At 41.5% G+C, this 15,954-nt stretch carries 13 protein-coding genes and 4 tRNA genes; 4 read left to right on the top strand and 13 right to left on the bottom strand.

Features of this window, described 5'->3' with window-relative positions:
* Window positions 1-338 precede the first annotated feature (338 nt).
* From yfiR to yfiB, 3 genes are read left to right on the top strand one after another with little or no spacing between them, the layout of a single operon-like run.
* Window positions 339-962: a regulatory sequestration protein YfiR gene (gene yfiR / locus AC0T5Z_RS02980; protein ID WP_473786259.1), complete on the top strand. Its 624-nt coding sequence runs from the start codon at window positions 339-341 to the stop codon at window positions 960-962.
* Window positions 959-2,194 (top strand): diguanylate cyclase DgcN/YfiN, encoded by a 1,236-nt coding sequence (gene dgcN, locus AC0T5Z_RS02975; protein WP_435337235.1) that lies wholly within the window; start codon window positions 959-961, stop codon window positions 2,192-2,194. Before yfiR ends, dgcN begins: the two co-directional genes overlap by 4 nt.
* Window positions 2,187-2,663 carry an outer membrane lipoprotein YfiB gene (gene yfiB / locus AC0T5Z_RS02970; protein ID WP_435337236.1) on the top strand — a complete coding sequence of 159 codons (477 nt, stop codon included), beginning with the start codon at window positions 2,187-2,189 and terminating at the stop codon, window positions 2,661-2,663. Before dgcN ends, yfiB begins: the two co-directional genes overlap by 8 nt.
* A gap of 180 nt (window positions 2,664-2,843) precedes the next feature.
* Here yfiB and AC0T5Z_RS02965 read toward each other — a convergent pair.
* The 8 genes from AC0T5Z_RS02965 to secA all read right to left on the bottom strand — a co-directional run bounded on the left by AC0T5Z_RS02965 (window position 2,844) and on the right by secA (window position 9,275).
* Window positions 2,844-2,920, bottom strand: a tRNA-Pro gene (locus tag AC0T5Z_RS02965).
* Between the two features lie 18 nt (window positions 2,921-2,938).
* Window positions 2,939-3,014: transfer RNA gene (locus AC0T5Z_RS02960), tRNA-His, on the bottom strand.
* A gap of 37 nt (window positions 3,015-3,051) precedes the next feature.
* Window positions 3,052-3,128, bottom strand: a tRNA-Arg gene (locus tag AC0T5Z_RS02955).
* Window positions 3,129-3,174: 46 nt separating this feature from the next.
* Window positions 3,175-3,251 (bottom strand) — tRNA-Pro (locus AC0T5Z_RS02950).
* Between the two features lie 154 nt (window positions 3,252-3,405).
* Window positions 3,406-4,473, bottom strand: a complete 1,068-nt coding sequence (gene nadA / locus AC0T5Z_RS02945) for a quinolinate synthase NadA (RefSeq protein ID WP_435337237.1) — start codon at window positions 4,471-4,473, stop codon at window positions 3,406-3,408.
* A gap of 150 nt (window positions 4,474-4,623) precedes the next feature.
* On the bottom strand, window positions 4,624-5,844 hold the full coding sequence (gene argJ / locus AC0T5Z_RS02940) for a bifunctional glutamate N-acetyltransferase/amino-acid acetyltransferase ArgJ (RefSeq protein ID WP_435337238.1): 1,221 nt from the start codon (window positions 5,842-5,844) through the stop codon (window positions 4,624-4,626).
* Between the two features lie 193 nt (window positions 5,845-6,037).
* Window positions 6,038-6,397, bottom strand: a complete 360-nt coding sequence (locus AC0T5Z_RS02935; protein ID WP_435337239.1) for a hypothetical protein — start codon at window positions 6,395-6,397, stop codon at window positions 6,038-6,040.
* A gap of 163 nt (window positions 6,398-6,560) precedes the next feature.
* Window positions 6,561-9,275, bottom strand: a complete 2,715-nt coding sequence (gene secA / locus AC0T5Z_RS02930; protein ID WP_291338802.1) for a preprotein translocase subunit SecA — start codon at window positions 9,273-9,275, stop codon at window positions 6,561-6,563.
* A 338-nt stretch (window positions 9,276-9,613) separates the two neighbouring features.
* Here secA and AC0T5Z_RS02925 point away from each other — a divergent pair, with 338 nt between their 5' ends.
* The gene (locus tag AC0T5Z_RS02925) at window positions 9,614-10,255 is read left to right on the top strand and encodes a peroxiredoxin (protein WP_291338801.1); all 642 of its coding nucleotides are present in this window, start codon (window positions 9,614-9,616) and stop codon (window positions 10,253-10,255) included.
* A gap of 149 nt (window positions 10,256-10,404) precedes the next feature.
* Here AC0T5Z_RS02925 and AC0T5Z_RS02920 read toward each other — a convergent pair whose 3' ends face one another.
* The 5 genes from AC0T5Z_RS02920 to AC0T5Z_RS02900 all read right to left on the bottom strand — a co-directional run bounded on the left by AC0T5Z_RS02920 (window position 10,405) and on the right by AC0T5Z_RS02900 (window position 15,892).
* Window positions 10,405-11,451 (bottom strand): SPOR domain-containing protein, encoded by a 1,047-nt coding sequence (locus AC0T5Z_RS02920; RefSeq protein ID WP_414630592.1) that lies wholly within the window; start codon window positions 11,449-11,451, stop codon window positions 10,405-10,407.
* The gene (folC, locus tag AC0T5Z_RS02915; protein ID WP_435337240.1) at window positions 11,442-12,725 is read right to left on the bottom strand and encodes a bifunctional tetrahydrofolate synthase/dihydrofolate synthase; all 1,284 of its coding nucleotides are present in this window, start codon (window positions 12,723-12,725) and stop codon (window positions 11,442-11,444) included. Before folC ends, AC0T5Z_RS02920 begins: the two co-directional genes overlap by 10 nt.
* Window positions 12,722-13,618 carry an acetyl-CoA carboxylase, carboxyltransferase subunit beta gene (gene accD, locus AC0T5Z_RS02910; RefSeq protein WP_291338798.1) on the bottom strand — a complete coding sequence of 299 codons (897 nt, stop codon included), beginning with the start codon at window positions 13,616-13,618 and terminating at the stop codon, window positions 12,722-12,724. The genes folC and accD overlap by 4 nt, the downstream gene beginning before the upstream one ends.
* On the bottom strand, window positions 13,615-14,418 hold the full coding sequence (trpA, locus tag AC0T5Z_RS02905; RefSeq protein WP_435337241.1) for a tryptophan synthase subunit alpha: 804 nt from the start codon (window positions 14,416-14,418) through the stop codon (window positions 13,615-13,617). The genes accD and trpA overlap by 4 nt, the downstream gene beginning before the upstream one ends.
* A gap of 406 nt (window positions 14,419-14,824) precedes the next feature.
* Complete coding sequence (locus AC0T5Z_RS02900) at window positions 14,825-15,892, bottom strand: AraC family transcriptional regulator (RefSeq protein WP_435337242.1); 1,068 nt, start codon at window positions 15,890-15,892, stop codon at window positions 14,825-14,827.
* Window positions 15,893-15,954 lie beyond the last annotated feature (62 nt).

Raw genomic sequence — 15,954 nt, 5'->3', positions numbered from 1 at the left:
AACTTCGAGTAATTTAAACCAATCAATCAATGAAAATAATTTCGATCAATCAACCAGTAAAAATCCACACAAGTTGTTCTTCATAATCTCTTAATGATCTTCTTGCCACTTCGTCAGCAGCAAGCTAGGTCGGCTATATTACGCTTTATTTCTAAAGTGTCAACTGGTAATTTAAATTATTTTAAACCAACTTTCTAAAACCCAACTCAATCATTTTCAACCAAGTCATTGTTTTATCAGAAGTTTTAATCCACATCACCGCCGATGGATGTGCATTATAGGTGAAATATTTCGCCATGCAACCCCTCTTTTTAAGTTTTATCCGTTTTTAACTCCAAATGGTTATTTATTCGGCAAAATATTTTAAATCTGTATCATTCTTGCTCAAAATTAGCAGTAGGCTTATTTTCAAATTTTGGCTACACTATTTTTATGTTTATTCGTGTTGTGTCGAAATGACTCAAATTTTTAAAATAATAACCTTGCTGTCATTTGTAGCAATACTAACGCCTACTTTTTTGTATGCTGCACCCACATCAAATCTTTATAACACTACATTTTCTATTTTATCTTACGCAAAATGGGAACATGACACGCCCAAGCTTTGCATCATAGACAATAATGTGATGGCACAACAATTTAAAAATGCCAAGCATTCACATCACAACTATGACATTCAATCTATTTCCCTTAGAAATATTGCACAGAGCAACTGCCAAATTTTAATTTTTTCGACGCTTTCTTTAGTACAAGAACAACATACTCTAAATACTCAAGTACAATTTCCTGCTTTATCTATTAGTATGAACAATCTAGAGTGTGAAACAGGTAGCGCATTCTGCATCTATAAGAAAAATCAAAATTATGCCTTTAAAGTCAATATGGAAAGCTTAACCCAGTCTAAAGTGCATATTGATCCGCGTGTGTTGTTGCTTGCTAAAACCACGGAGTCTAACTCATGAAGCAGTTATACTCTCCAATTACCTTACATCAATTATTCACCCGTTCTCAACTCACTATTTTTGTTTTAACTTTTACGATTTGCTCTGGTATTTTTTTGGTGATTTCAACCTACACCATGAATACTTATGCCAAAAGCAGCCTAAAAAACTTGTCTGCTGCGTTAAATGAACGTATTCAGCCTGCAGTGGTTTTTAACGATCAAATGACGCTCAACAATATTCTCTCAGAACATACGCAGCGTTATTCTATTCGTTCGATTGAAGTACTCTCACCGAAACAAACGCGTATAGCTTTTATTGAGCAGCAAGACTTAGATCATTTCTCAATCCAAGCCCTATTGGACTATTTGTTTTTTAATCATCCTGTTCGGCTGAGTATTGACCATGATCAGCAAAACTATGGCAAATTGATAGTGTATGGAAACTCTAGTGACTTGGTCAGTTTCTTTTATAAAATCATTTTAGGATTAATTTTTAGTTTTATTTTGCTTTTAATTGCTGTGTTTTGGTCAATCAACTCAATTTATCAATATCTCATGCAATCTTTAACTTCCATTGTCAGCTCAGCACGTGAGATCAGCGCAAACAAGAATTACAAACTGCGCGTTTCGAGTTCAGATATTCAAGAACTTCATCAACTGAGTTGTGCTTTTAATGCCTTACTCAATGAGATTGAACAATCCCATAAAAATTTATTGTTTGAAAATCATAAACTGCGATTTCAGTCGCAATATGACAACTTGACGCAGTTACCAAATCGTAATTATTTTTATGAAACACTGTTTAAACTGTTCACCCAGCCTTCCGCTAAAGCTGCTGTATTTTTTTTAGATATTAATAATTTTAATCAAATTAATAATCAATTTGGACATTTAACTGGCGATAATATTTTACGTGATTCATCACACTGTCTGATTCAGCTTTTGCCCTCACATGCGTTTGTTGCGCGTTTAGGTGGAGATGAATTTGCAGTGATCTTAACAGGCTCATATTCCACCGCAGAATTAGAGGATTATTGTGAAAAGATTCATGGGTGTTATGCCTCTACATTTAGGTATGAACAACAACAAGTTTCCCTAAATGTCAGTATTGGCGTAGCCTTGATTAAATATGCCAAAACTCCTGAAAATTTAATTGCCGATGTCGATCGCGCGATGCTCAAAGCCAAACGTGATCAATCAAAATGGTATATTTCAACTCAATCAAACAATAAACAGGTTCCTTATGCTTAAAAAAGTTCTGATCAGTACACTTATTCTTGTTATGGTTTCACTCAGTGCTTGCATGAGTTTGGGGAATGTCAGCTATAAGCAAGCACGCATGCTAAAACAAGAAGGCTTTATTTTAAGTGATGAGGGTTGGACATTAGCTCTGCCTGAACGCTTATTATTTGGTTTTGATGAATATGCTATTCAAAATAACCAAAAAGAACGCTTGAACCAATTGGCGCAACAGCTGCATAAATATGACTTGGATAAACTTAAATTTATTGGTCATACTGATAACGTAGGTTTAGCTAGCTACAATCAAACCCTTTCAGAAAAACGAGCCCAAAGTGTGGCTCAGATCTTTTTAGATCAAGGTTATGAAAGAAAAAATATTCTGGTGATTGGGCGCGGTGCAACACAACCGATGGTGAGCAATGACACACCTGCAAATCGTGCCACTAACCGACGCGTCAATGTGACGATTGTGCCTTAATACACAAAGCACAAAAACTTTCCTTATTTTAGCCTCATTTTTGAGGCTTTTTTATGCTGTCCAATCACGAATATGAAATATTTTGAAACTCATAAGGTTTTCATACATTTCAGACATAAAAAAACCGCTTAACGCGGTATCTTTATTGACTTGACCATTTCTATTTAGCATCTTAGAAAGTGGTCGGAGCAGTAGGATTCGAACCTACGACCCCCTGGTCCCAAACCAGGTGCACTACCAGGCTGTGCTATGCTCCGTTTATCTCTTAAAGAGATTGGGGTGAATGACGGGATTCGAACCCGCGACAACTGGAATCACAATCCAGGGCTCTACCAACTGAGCTACATCCACCATCATGTTCGGTTCTTTTATACCAAGCTACCGAAAATGGCGCGCCTGACAGGATTCGAACCTGTGACCATCCGCTTAGAAGGCGGATGCTCTATCCAACTGAGCTACAGGCGCATGACCGATGATACGTAATATCATGCGATACGTTGCCTTGAAGAATTGGTCGGAGCAGTAGGATTCGAACCTACGACCCCCTGGTCCCAAACCAGGTGCACTACCAGGCTGTGCTATGCTCCGATTCATCTCAGCTTTTTATGTAACGCACTATCGTGCGGTACGGTGTGCATTCTAGGCGTGACGCCCGGAGACGTCAACACCTATATTTAAAAAAAATTAAAAAAAAGCTTCAACCGTATATTTATCAAACATTTTTGATATTTTTCAATCAATTTTAGCGTTTTAAGCTCGCATTGAAATTCAACATACGATCTAGTGGTAATTTAGCGCGTTCTGCCAAAGCAGGTTCGACGAATACTTCTTGATCCCCCGTTTGCAATACATGCAAAATTCCATCTAATTCATTCATCGCCATCCACGGGCAATGCGCGCATGAACGACAGGTTGCACCCTCACCTGCAGTGGGCGCTTCAATTAGAATTTTATTCGGTACAGCTTGTTGCATCTTGTAGAAAATACCGCGGTCAGTTGCCACAATTAAACGCTCGTGTGGCAAAGTTTTTGCCGCCTGAATAAGTTGCGAGGTACTGCCGACTGCATCAGCCACATCAACAACTGATTCTGGTGATTCTGGATGAACCAAAACTGCTGCATCAGGATACAAGGCTTTCATATTGGCAATACCGCGTGAACGGAATTCTTCATGCACAATACACGAGCCCTCCCAAAGCAGCATATCTGCGCCAGTTTTCTTTTGAATATAGCGTCCCAAGTGCTGATCTGGCGCCCAAATAATTTTTTCACCTAAACTATCGAGGTGTTCAATAATTTCAACCGCACAGCTTGAGGTAACGACCCAATCCGCACGTGCTTTTACCGCAGCTGATGTGTTGGCATAAACAACGACTATATGATCAGGATGCGCATCACAGAAGCGGCTAAACTCATCGACAGGGCAACCTAAGTCTAGTGAACAAGTCGCTTCTAAAGTTGGCATAAGAATTGTTTTTTCTGGCGATAAAATTTTGGCAGTTTCGCCCATAAACTTTACCCCAGCCACGACTAATGTGATTGCCGCATGATCACGACCAAAACGTGCCATTTCCAATGAATCTGAAACACAGCCACCTGTTAATTCAGCCAGTTCCTGTACTTCAGGATCGCAATAGTAATGGGCGACCAAGACAGCATTCCGCTTTTCGAGTTCTGCTTGAATTTGCGCAAATTTTTCTTGCTTGGCTTGCTCACTCAAATGATGTTCTTTGGTTTCGCCCAAGCGATCTAAATGCGCCTGCACAATTGATTTGGCTTCATTGGCAATTAAATTGGTCGCATCATTCATAACAACGTCTTCTCTATCTTCATGCTTGCCCGAACACAAGCTTACCCAAGTCACTGATGATATGGAGGCAATTTGCTCATTCACCAGACCTTTGCCGATTCAATGCTAAAAAAGCCTCACAACGGAGGCTTTATCACTCAATTTGAATTTTTACGAACGGTAATCCGCGTTAATCTTGACATAATCGTAAGATAAGTCACAAGTATAGACTGTATCTGTCGCTTGACCACGTCCTAAATTTACACGAATGGTCATTTCAGTTTGCGCCATGACACGTGCGCCCGCTGCTTCGGTATAGTCGGCAGCAGCACCGCCATCTTTGCAAATTTGCACATCATCTAACCAAACCTGAATTTTTTCAACATCTAAATTTGGCACGCCTGCATAACCAATCGCAGCAAGAATACGTCCCCAGTTTGGATCTGAGGCAAAAATAGCAGTTTTTACCAATGGCGAATGCGAAATGCTGTAAGCAATATCACAACATTCTTGGGTATTGGCACCACCTTCAACACGAACCGTGATGAATTTCGTTGCACCTTCACCATCACGAATAATCAATTGCGCCAAACGCAACATCACACGATTCAAAACATCTAACACTAAAGCATAACGCGGATCATTTTCACTACAAATTTCAGTGCCACCCGCCTGACCTGTCGCCACCAAAATACATGAATCATTGGTCGAGGTATCGCCATCTACAGTAATACGGTTAAACGATTGTTCTACGCTGTGCTTGAGCAATTGCTGTAAGATGTCACGTTGAATTGGTGCATCGGTTGCAACATAACTAAGCATGGTTGCCATATTCGGGCGAATCATACCTGCACCTTTAGAAATGCCTGTCATGCTATAAGTAATGCCATCTAACTCAAACTGCTCAGATGCACCTTTTGGTGTGGTATCTGTGGTCATAATACCTGTCGCAGCATCATGCCAAGCATCCTCACGTAACGATGCCAATGCAGGCGCTAAGCCTGCAACCAAACGCTCAATGGGTAATTGTTCGCCAATCACACCTGTAGAAAATGGCAAAACTTCTTGGGTAGAGACACCTGTCAACTCAGCCAATTTGGCACAAGTAATTTCTGCATTTTGCATCCCCAATTTGCCTGTACCCGCATTGGCATTGCCTGTGTTAATGACCAAATAACGTGGATTGCCTTGAGCCAAATGTGCTTTGGATACATGCACAGGCGCGGCGCAGAATGCATTTTGAGTAAATACACCCACCACATTTGAGCCTGTTGCAAATTCAAAAATAACCAGGTCACGTCGGTTCTGATAACGCACATAAGCCTCTGCTGAACCAATTTTTACACCTTTGACCACATGCATGTGTGGCATAGAGACGTCACCAACTGCCATTTTGAAATTTCCAGTACAAATTTGAGAATGTCACAGCTTAGTGGAAATTGAAGAAAAAATCGAGCATCCGCCTGTGTCGTTTCGCTTTTTGTTTATGTAGGCACTGAAATATAAAAACCAGCCGTTTAGACTGGTTTTTATATTTAAACGTACAGCTGAGCAAGCATCATCACTTGCCAATCTGTTTTAAAATTTATTGTGGATTAGTTGCCACAACTGCTTCGCCCAATAAAGCCTGTTTTGCACGTTCTTGACTTGCTGCAGATAAAGCAGGATTGGCAGCCACAATACGATTTACATTTGCAGCATTTGCAGGTGCAATCGCTGCGGTATGCAACACGATTGGACGCTGATCTGGATTGGCAAAGGTATAACGAATACCTGTGCGTGGGCTTGCCACAGTCACATGCCCATTATCCACCTGTACCTGTGCTGTAGTCGGCCCGACAGCAGCTTGTACTTTTGCAGGCGTTGTCGTGGTTGCCGTATTAGCAAATGCGAAGCTAGGCAGGCTCAAGGCAACAATCATTAAAGGTCGTAATACTTTTTTCATTTTTTGTTCCACACGTGGATATTGCATGTGCAATTAAATAGCATTTAATTCCAAAATCTGCAAATGCTATATACATCTTGCAAAGCTATTATCACAAAGATTCTTTGCACTAAAACACAAAAAAGCAGAACCGAAGTTCTGCTTAAGTTGCAACAAGTCAGTTTTAGATTTTACCGTGACACTGTTTATATTTTAGTCCTGAACCGCATGGGCATGGCGAGTTACGACTCGCAGGCGGAATAACAGTTTGCTCAGCTGCACTATACTGTGATTCTGATTCAAAGGTTTCACCCGTTAAACCATCTACATCAGCATGTGAAAGATTAAGCTGCATCGCTTCTGCTTGCGCTTGCTGTTGCGCTTCCATCGCAGCCAATTCTTCAGGTGTTGGTACATGCACACGCGAAAGATCAGTAACGACATCGGCTTTAATCACGGCCAACATATTCACGAATAAGTTAAAGGCTTCTTTTTTGTACTCTTGCTCAGGGTTTTTTTGCGCATAGCCACGTAAATGAATCCCTTGACGCAAATAATCCATGGCCGCCAAGTGATCTTTCCAGTGACGATCGAGTGAACTGAGCATAAAGTGACGTTCTAACATCGCGGCAGATTCATCACCCATTTGCTCACGACGCGCACGGTAACGCGCCACAATTTCATCGGCAATACGCTCAACCAAAGCTTCTTCATCTAGGCGACGATCATCTTCAAGCCATTGGTTAATGGGTAGGTCAATCCCTAAATCATCACGCAAGGCGCGCTCTAAACCATCAATATCCCACTGGTCATGAATTGATTCTGGTGGAATATAATTGGCGATCATGCCTGTAACCACTTCACGGTGCATTTCTTCAATATAGTCTTGCAACGTGCTTTCTGCCAGAATATCATCACGCTGTGAATAAATAATCTTACGCTGTTCGTTATTTACATCATCGTATTTCAACAAGTTTTTACGGATGTCGAAGTTACGCGCCTCAACTTTGCGCTGTGCATTTTCGATAGAGCGCGACACCATTTTGTGTTCAATTGCTTCATCTTCCTGCAAGCCCATGGCACGCATCATTGCCACAACACGATCACCTGCGAAAATACGCATTAAGTCATCTTCAAGTGACAAATAGAAACGCGACACGCCTGGGTCACCCTGACGACCTGCACGACCACGCAACTGGTTATCAATACGGCGTGATTCATGACGTTCTGAACCAATAATGTGTAAGCCACCTGAACTTAACACCATGTCATGGTTTTGCTCCCACTCCGCTTTTAAGCGTGCTTCATCTTCAGGGGTTGGATTTTCAATTTTAGCTAGCAGTGCTTTCCAGTTACCACCTAGCAAAATATCTGTACCACGACCTGCCATGTTCGTGGCAATGGTCACCGCACGTGGGGCACCTGCTTGCGCAATAATGTCAGCTTCGCGTTCGTGTTGCTTCGCGTTCAATACTTCGTGCTGAATACCCGCTTCACGTAATTTATCCGATAAAATTTCTGAAGCCTCAATGGTCGCTGTACCAATTAGAATGGGTGCGACACCTGCTTCATGCACACGCTTAATTTCTTGAATAATCGCGTTGTATTTGCCAGTACGGTTTAAATAAATTAAATCGTTTTGATCATTACGAATCATTGGGCGGTGGGTTGGAATAATGACGACATCTAGACCATAAATTTCTTTCATTTCTGCAGCTTCAGTGTCTGCAGTACCCGTCATTCCCGATAGTTTTTTGTATAAGCGGAAATAGTTCTGGAAGGTTGTAGTCGCTAAAGTCTGGTTTTCAGGCTGAATTTCCAAACCTTCTTTGGCTTCTACCGCTTGGTGTAAACCTTCAGACCAACGACGACCAGGCATGGTACGACCAGTGTTTTCATCAACAATAATCACTTCACCATCATGGATGATGTAGTGCACGTTACGTTGATACAGGAAGTGCGCACGAATAGCTGCAGATACGTGATGCACCAAATTCAGGTTGGATGCAGAATACAGACTTTCGCCTTCTGCCAACAAGCCCATTTGAATTAATTCATTTTCTACCGTTTCATAACCAATTTCGGTCATTTCTACAGTACGTTGTTTTTCATCAATCCAGAAATGTCCGCCATCAGCTACTTTTTCTTCTTTTTGCGGATGCAATTTTGGCGGAATAGTGTTGATCGCTGCATATAACTGGGATGAGTCATCGCTTTGACCAGAAATGATTAATGGTGTACGTGCTTCATCAATTAAGATCGAGTCGACTTCATCAATAATGGCATAAGTCAGACCACGCTGTTTTTTTTCGCTTAACGAAAACACCATGTTGTCACGCAAGTAGTCGAAGCCAAATTCGTTATTGGTACCGTAAGTGATGTCTGCGCGATAAGCTTGTGCTTTTTCAGTCGGGTCTTGCATGGAATAGATAATGCCAATGCTTAAACCTAAAAACTCAAATAAAGGGCGGTTAAGTTCAGCATCACGCTGCGCCAAGTAGTCGTTCACAGTAATGACGTGCACGCCCTGACCGCTTAAAGCATTTAAATAACAGGCCAAAGTCCCCATGAGGGTTTTACCTTCACCTGTACGCATTTCTGCAATTTTACCTTCGTGCAAGGTAATACCACCAATCAACTGCACGTCGTAGTGACGCATGCTCATGACACGTTTGGCGGCTTCACGACATACTGCAAATGCTTCTGGTAATAATTTATCTAAACTTTCGCCTTTGTTATAACGTTGTTTGAATTCTTCGGTTTTAGCAGATAAGTCTGCATCGCTTAAGGCAGATATCGTCGGCTCGAGCGCATTAATCTTGTCTACGATTTTACGCATGCGTTTGAGTTCACGCTCATTTTTAGTACCGAAGATTCCTCCGATCAGACTTGCCAACATGAATAAACTCTCTAAATCTTGCTTGTCAAATAAATAGGTTTTTCTTAGGGGTTATTATGGTGCTAGAAATTTGAAGTACAAGGGTTTTGCACAAAAACCTATTAAAAATTCCAATCTCTACTTGCCATTTCTCGCTGCTAAGTGGCAGTTAATGTAACAAATTTCGAGCGGACGATATATAGCAATCACACATGAATCTATTTTGAAAATGCAATAAAAATGACACACCATATTCAATTTACTCATAAGAACATGCAAAAACACCATTTAATTTTGCAAAAGAAATGACACATAGTAGTACACATACATCAAACAACAAAACAAGACAGAGGTACACAATGACTATTCACTTAGGTGACATCGCACCCAACTTCACGCAAGACTCAAATGAAGGCCCAATTGATTTTTATGAATTTTTAGGCGACAGCTGGGGCATTTTATTTTCGCATCCTGCCGACTACACTCCTGTCTGCACCACCGAGCTAGGCTATACTGCAAAACTGAAAGATGAATTCAGTAAACGTAATGTTAAAGCAATTGCTCTTTCTGTAGATGATGCTGAATCTCACAAAGGCTGGATTCAAGATATTAACGAAACTCAAAATACAACAGTTAATTTTCCAATTCTTGCTGACAAAGATCGTAAAGTATCTACCCTGTACGATTTTATTCACCCGAATGCCAGCGAAACACTAACTGTTCGCTCACTGATCATTATTGATCCGAATAAAAAAGTACGCTTGATCATCACATATCCTGCATCTACAGGGCGTAATTTCCATGAAATTTTACGTGTGATTGACTCATTGCAACTGACTGACAATTACAAAGTTGCAACACCTGCCAACTGGCAAGATGGTGAAGATGTGGTAATTGTACCGTCCATTCAAGACGAAGCAGAGCTTAAACAACGCTTCCCAAATGGATATCAAGCCATCAAGCCTTATTTACGTTTAACCAAACAGCCGAATCGCACTTAATTGAATATTGCGTGAGCAAGCCTATCTTTGGATAGGCTTTTTACAATCAAAGCATTTGAAACCACACCTAAATTCATTCAATCAGCATGAACAACGGATTTAACCCGAAAGATTAAATCCTTTGTTAATACACATCTTAGTCGGATGATCTAGTCACGTTTATCTAATGGCACCCAGTCAATCACCCATGCCGATTTCATATTCAAACTTTGGTCTGCAGTAATTTTCTTGCGGGTTGCATCTGCAGCATCACGGTCTTTAGATGGTCCAACCATAATTCGAACTCCTTTAGAGGTTGGACTTTGGGTGACTTTATAACCTTTGGCTTTCAATTTTGCCGCCAAAGCATCTGCATTGGCTTGATTAGCCGCCAAAGCCACCTGTACCATCCACTGCTTATCATCTTCTTCCAATAACTTACGTGCTTTTTCAGCCTCAGCCTTTTTCTTGGCAGCTTCTTCAGCTTTGCGTTTTTCCTCAGCTTTACGCTTTTCTTCGGCAGCCTTACGTTCTGCTTCTTTTTTCGCTTCAACTGCTTTACGCTCTTGCTCTGCTTTACGTTTCGCATCGGCTTGGCGTTGTTCTTCCGCTTTGCGCTTCTCTTCTGCAATGCGTTGTTCTTGCGCTAAACGTTTTTCATCTGCTGCTTTTTTCTCTGCAGCACTACGCTCTTGCGCAGCTTTTAACTCAGCAGCTTTCTTGGCATCTACTGCCTTTTGCTGCTCTAACTTCTTTTGTTGAGCAGCTTTTTCTTCAGCTAAGCGCTTTTGCTTGACTTGTTCATCTTCGACCAATTCAGGCGGAATATTGTCAGAACTTTGCTGCTGACCAGAACGTAATGCATTTAAGGCAGCATATTCTTCTGCAGCTTTACGCGCTGCTTCTGCTTCTGCCTGTTGCTGCATCGCTAAAAACTCAGCTGCACGCGCTTCTTGCTCTGCCACTGCTTTTTCACGCGCACGACGTTGTTCTTCAAGCAGACGCTGCTCGGTTTGCACATCGACAGTTAAAGGTTGCAATTGCACCATTTCTGCCTGATTGGCATTCTTATGTTGAACTTGTTCGGCTTGGCTTGGGGTTTTCACATTATTTTGATGTATTTCTTCTTGCCCTTTTAAAAGCAATGCTGCCAATAAAACACCACCACCTAATAAAACAACGCCACCCATCCAGCGTTGTTTGTTATTCATTGACATTCTTCCAAATACTCCCATACCGCTTCTAAGGTATGAAATGATCCACATACCAAAATCAGCTGATTATTTTTAGTTTCATCCAGTGCTGATTTAAAAGCCAATTGTATACTGTCGAAGTGTTGTATTGTTTCGCCTTGCAAAGCCTGATCCAAAACCGTGATCTCTGCCGCACGAGGCACATTTAATGTGGCAATTTTCCACATTACGACACTATCTTTCAATAACTCAACCACAGAATTTATATCTTTATCTGCAAGCATTGAAAAAACACTGATTACTTCAGTGTACTGTTTATTGTAATTTAAGAAATTGCGCAATTGCTTTAACAAAAATTCAACGCCATGCGGGTTATGTCCTGCATCAAAAATCACAGTTTTGCCCTGAATTTGACGAATTTCAAAACGCCCTGACAATTTAGCTGTTTGAATACCTTGTGCAATCGCATCTTGGGTGATTTCTAAACCGCTACGCAAGACTGCTGCCACCGCAGTTGAAATATTATCGAGTGCCAAGCTGCCTGTTGGAAGTTTTAAGGTGCAGCCCGATGCAGCAAACATCCACGACTCACCATCTTGCATGTCCCGATAAAAATAATCACGATTCAAAACAAATAAGGAGGCATTGCAGGCTACTGCCTTATCTTGAATAGCTTGAGGCAAATCTTGCTGACCTGCAAAAATAACAGGAATGTGAGGACGAATAATACCTGCTTTTTCATAGGCAATTTTTTCGATGCTATCGCCCAACCAATCGACATGGTCTAAACCAATATTGGTAATAACCGCGACATCTGGATTGACAACATTGACCACATCTAAGCGCCCACCTAAACCAACTTCAAGCACCCACACATCGCAGTCACGTGCTTTAAAAATCATAAAGGCCGCCAAAGTCGTAGCTTCAAAGAAAGATAAACTCAGATCGGAATCACGTCGTGCTTGATCGACTTGTACAAAAGCATCAATCAAACTTTGGTCATCAACCTCAACGCCTGCTAATTTGACCCGTTCATTAAAACGGTAAATATGAGGCGATTGGTACAACCCAACCCGATAGCCCTGCGCATTTAAAATGGCCGCTAAAGTGGTTGTGGTAGAGCCTTTGCCATTGGTTCCCGCAACCGTAATAACTTTGGCTTTAGGATGAGTTACCCCAAGTTTTTCTGCAACGGGAATGACCCGCTCCAAACCTAAATCAATACCCGTAACGTGAACATGGCTCCAATAATTGAGCCATGTGTTTAGATCATCGGTTGCAAGAGGTGCTGTGTTCAAGGCAAGTTCATCAGTTTCGCAAGAATACGATAAACTGTATCACGTAATGCATGACGATGGACAATTTGATCGACCACACCATGATCAAGTAAGTATTCTGCACGTTGGAACGGCTCTTCGAGTTTTTCTCGTACAGTTTGCTCAATCACACGTTTACCTGCAAAACCAATCATTGCTTTAGGTTCTGCAATGTGTACATCACCCAACATCGCCAATGATGCAGTTACGCCCCCATATACAGGATGAGTTAATACCACGATGTACGGCAAGCCTGCTTCTTTCATGCGTTGAATTGCAGCAGAAGTACGCGCCATTTGCATTAAAGACAACATGCCTTCTTGCATACGCGCACCGCCCGATGCTGCGAAGCAAATTAATGGTTGTTTTTGCTGAATCGCACGTTCAGCGGCTTGGACAAAACGGTCACCAACTACGGTACCCATTGAGCCACCCATAAAATCAAACTCAAATGCGCAAGCAATGACTGGCATATTTTTTAATAAGCCCTGCATCACCACTAAAGCTTCGGTTTCACCTGTTTTATTTTGCGCTTCAGTCATACGCTCAGGATAAGGTTTACTATCTACAAATTTAAGTGGGTCTTTGGCAGAGAATTCTTGACCTAATTCATTTTGTACTTGGTCAAAGAACCAAGTTAAACGCTCACGCGCTTTCATGCGTAAATGTTCATCACATTGTGGGCATACATAAGCGTTGAACGACATTGCCGTACGTGTCACCAAGGCATGACATTCTGGACATTCAATCGTTGGTTCAGTAAAGATCGCTTTTAATGATTGTTGCTCATCTGGTGTTTGAATACCAGGTACACCTCGTGCAGTCCACGGCGTCGATGGGCTTAGAATTTTCCCTGTTTTCACTTCTTGACTCATACTAACTCATCGAGCGCAGCTCGAAGCTCCTTCACTTTATTAACCGTTGCAATGACGGCTTGTTCTGGTGCTAAGCTCGCAAATTGTTTTACAAAAGCACTTCCGACAATAACTGCATCGGCAGCCGCGCCCATTGCTTTGGCAGATGCAGCATCACTGATGCCAAAACCCACACCTACAGGCACGTTGGTTACCGCTTTAATCTGTTGGATGCGGGCCGCTGCTTCTGCAACATCAAGTGTTGCTGCACCCGTCACGCCTTTCAAAGAAACATAGTAAATAAAGCCACTGGCTTGGTTTGCCACAAATTGAATACGCTCTGGTGTAGAGGTTGGTGCCAACAAGAAAATTTGATTCATCCCGTATTTATTCAGGACTTCATCAAACTCTCGGGCTTCTTCAGGCGGTAAATCCACCAAAAGCACACCATCGACACCACAGTTATGTGCATATTCAACAAACTTTTCATAACCAATGACTTCTACAGGGTTTAAATATCCCATCAACACCACAGGAGTTTCCTGATCTTTTTGACGGAATTCTTTGACCATGTTTAAAGCATCTAGCGTATTGGTTCCACCTGCCAAAGCACGCTCTGCGGCAAGGGCAATCACTGGACCATCGGCCATTGGGTCTGAAAACGGCAAACCTAATTCAACGATGTCTACCCCTGCCTCGACCATTTGATGTAACAACGGAACTGTGACTTCTGGATGAGGGTCACCTGCCATAACATAAGAAACTAAAGCCTTACGTTGTTGAGATTCAAGCTGTGCAAATCGTGTGGCTAAACGTGACATAGGGTTGTATTTTCCTTGAATGATTAAAACTGAAACATTTGCTATTGTAGAAATACAAATTAACCCATTGTAACGCTATTTTTTACTCAATGAATAGCGTACAGGCGTGGGTTACTGCATTTCTATTTGCAAAACGATTTATTCAGAACAACCGCGAGGCTACATTTACTGATATTTGCACTTTTTTCTCAATGATCAAAGATGCCTAATTTTGCCTGCTTATCGGTTTTTGAAACTTGCTCAATCGTGCTTTTAAATTTAAAAATTTTGATAAAAATAAACAACTTCAGGATTTATCATAAGCTGTATCAACCTTGCAAAAGCTGTTTCAGTTGTGGCTGCAAACCGCTTATCTTCAATCTGTTAACGCAAAATGACCTGTTGATCATGAGCCAATTGATCCGATTTATGGCGCACCTTGCTGTATAGAAAATGCATCATTCTCTGCTTGCTGCAATTGCTGTTTACGTTTTAGCAGCGTCTGTCCTGTGCAGGCTTTATAAGCACGTGCCAAAGCCGACTGGTCTGAATACCCCAACAACTGTGCAATGTCGCTTAGACTCACATTTTGTTGTAGTAAGTTTTCACAGCGCTGCATCCGTTCTATTTCCAGAATCTGTTTAAAACCCGTACCTTCCTGTTTAAGCTGACGCTGTAACGTACGATCTGAACGAAATAAACGCTGTGCCACCCATTCAATATTCGGTACTTGCTGTTCATAACGTAAATAATGTGCCACCAGCTCTTGGACTTGTTGCCGCACGGTTTCTAATTGAGGTTTGAGCGCAATCGCATCTTCGGCCTGTTTGGTGAGTAAATGAATTAAAGAGGGATCGGCCTGCTGTGGTTTTAAACCAAGACTTTCTAAATTTAAAACAATTTGATATTCCGGTTGTTTAAATAAAACCTTACAAGCATAGAATTTTTCATAATGCATCATCGCCATACGCGGTGCGTGGGCAAAATGAATTTCCCGTATCGGAGAGTGTTGAAAATTAAAAATTTGCATCGCCAATTGAGTCATACAGGCAAACGTCATTTCATGAACCAAGCTGTATTTTTCATCCACCAATGGCCATGATAAATATAAGGCATCTAGTTGTTGTTCCAGCCGCATCGGTACTGCTGCCGTACCATCTACCACCAAACGACTAAAACGCATCATATATTGAATGGCTTCTGCAACACTATTACTACGCGATGCCATATAGCCAAGCACGCCAAAATGTTCAGGCTGAATATAACGTGCCAATTCAAAAACGAGCGTTGGACAATCTAAAAACTGAATACTGTGTTGGATGATCTCGTTAAAAAACTGATAAGACGATTGGGTATCCATAGGCAATGCCAACACATGTTGTAACTGCTGCAATTGTGCAGGCGAAAATCCAAGCTGCTCAGGAACTCTGCCCCGTGCTGATAAATAGCGTAAATAAAGTTGATAATAGCCATTTGGAATTTGAATTTCGCTCATGTGCTTGCTCATCTTGACATGCATCATTTTCTTTTGTCGTTTAATGTATAAAAACTGGCAAA

Source organism: Acinetobacter pengchengensis, from assembly GCF_982235305.1.
This window is presented reverse-complemented; position numbering and strand designations above follow the sequence as displayed.

Coding starts and splice junctions, on each gene's coding strand:
- trpA (WP_435337241.1), bottom strand. CDS start 14,418: ATGTCACGTTTAGCCACACGATTTGCACAGCTTGAATCTCAACAACGT.
- secA (WP_291338802.1), bottom strand. CDS start 9,275: ATGTTGGCAAGTCTGATCGGAGGAATCTTCGGTACTAAAAATGAGCGT.
- AC0T5Z_RS02925 (WP_291338801.1), top strand. CDS start 9,614: ATGACTATTCACTTAGGTGACATCGCACCCAACTTCACGCAAGACTCA.
- nadA (WP_435337237.1), bottom strand. CDS start 4,473: ATGAATGATGCGACCAATTTAATTGCCAATGAAGCCAAATCAATTGTG.
- AC0T5Z_RS02900 (WP_435337242.1), bottom strand. CDS start 15,892: ATGAGCGAAATTCAAATTCCAAATGGCTATTATCAACTTTATTTACGC.
- yfiB (WP_435337236.1), top strand. CDS start 2,187: ATGCTTAAAAAAGTTCTGATCAGTACACTTATTCTTGTTATGGTTTCA.
- argJ (WP_435337238.1), bottom strand. CDS start 5,844: ATGGCAGTTGGTGACGTCTCTATGCCACACATGCATGTGGTCAAAGGT.
- dgcN (WP_435337235.1), top strand. CDS start 959: ATGAAGCAGTTATACTCTCCAATTACCTTACATCAATTATTCACCCGT.
- accD (WP_291338798.1), bottom strand. CDS start 13,618: ATGAGTCAAGAAGTGAAAACAGGGAAAATTCTAAGCCCATCGACGCCG.
- AC0T5Z_RS02935 (WP_435337239.1), bottom strand. CDS start 6,397: ATGAAAAAAGTATTACGACCTTTAATGATTGTTGCCTTGAGCCTGCCT.
- yfiR (WP_473786259.1), top strand. CDS start 339: ATGGTTATTTATTCGGCAAAATATTTTAAATCTGTATCATTCTTGCTC.
- AC0T5Z_RS02920 (WP_414630592.1), bottom strand. CDS start 11,451: ATGTCAATGAATAACAAACAACGCTGGATGGGTGGCGTTGTTTTATTA.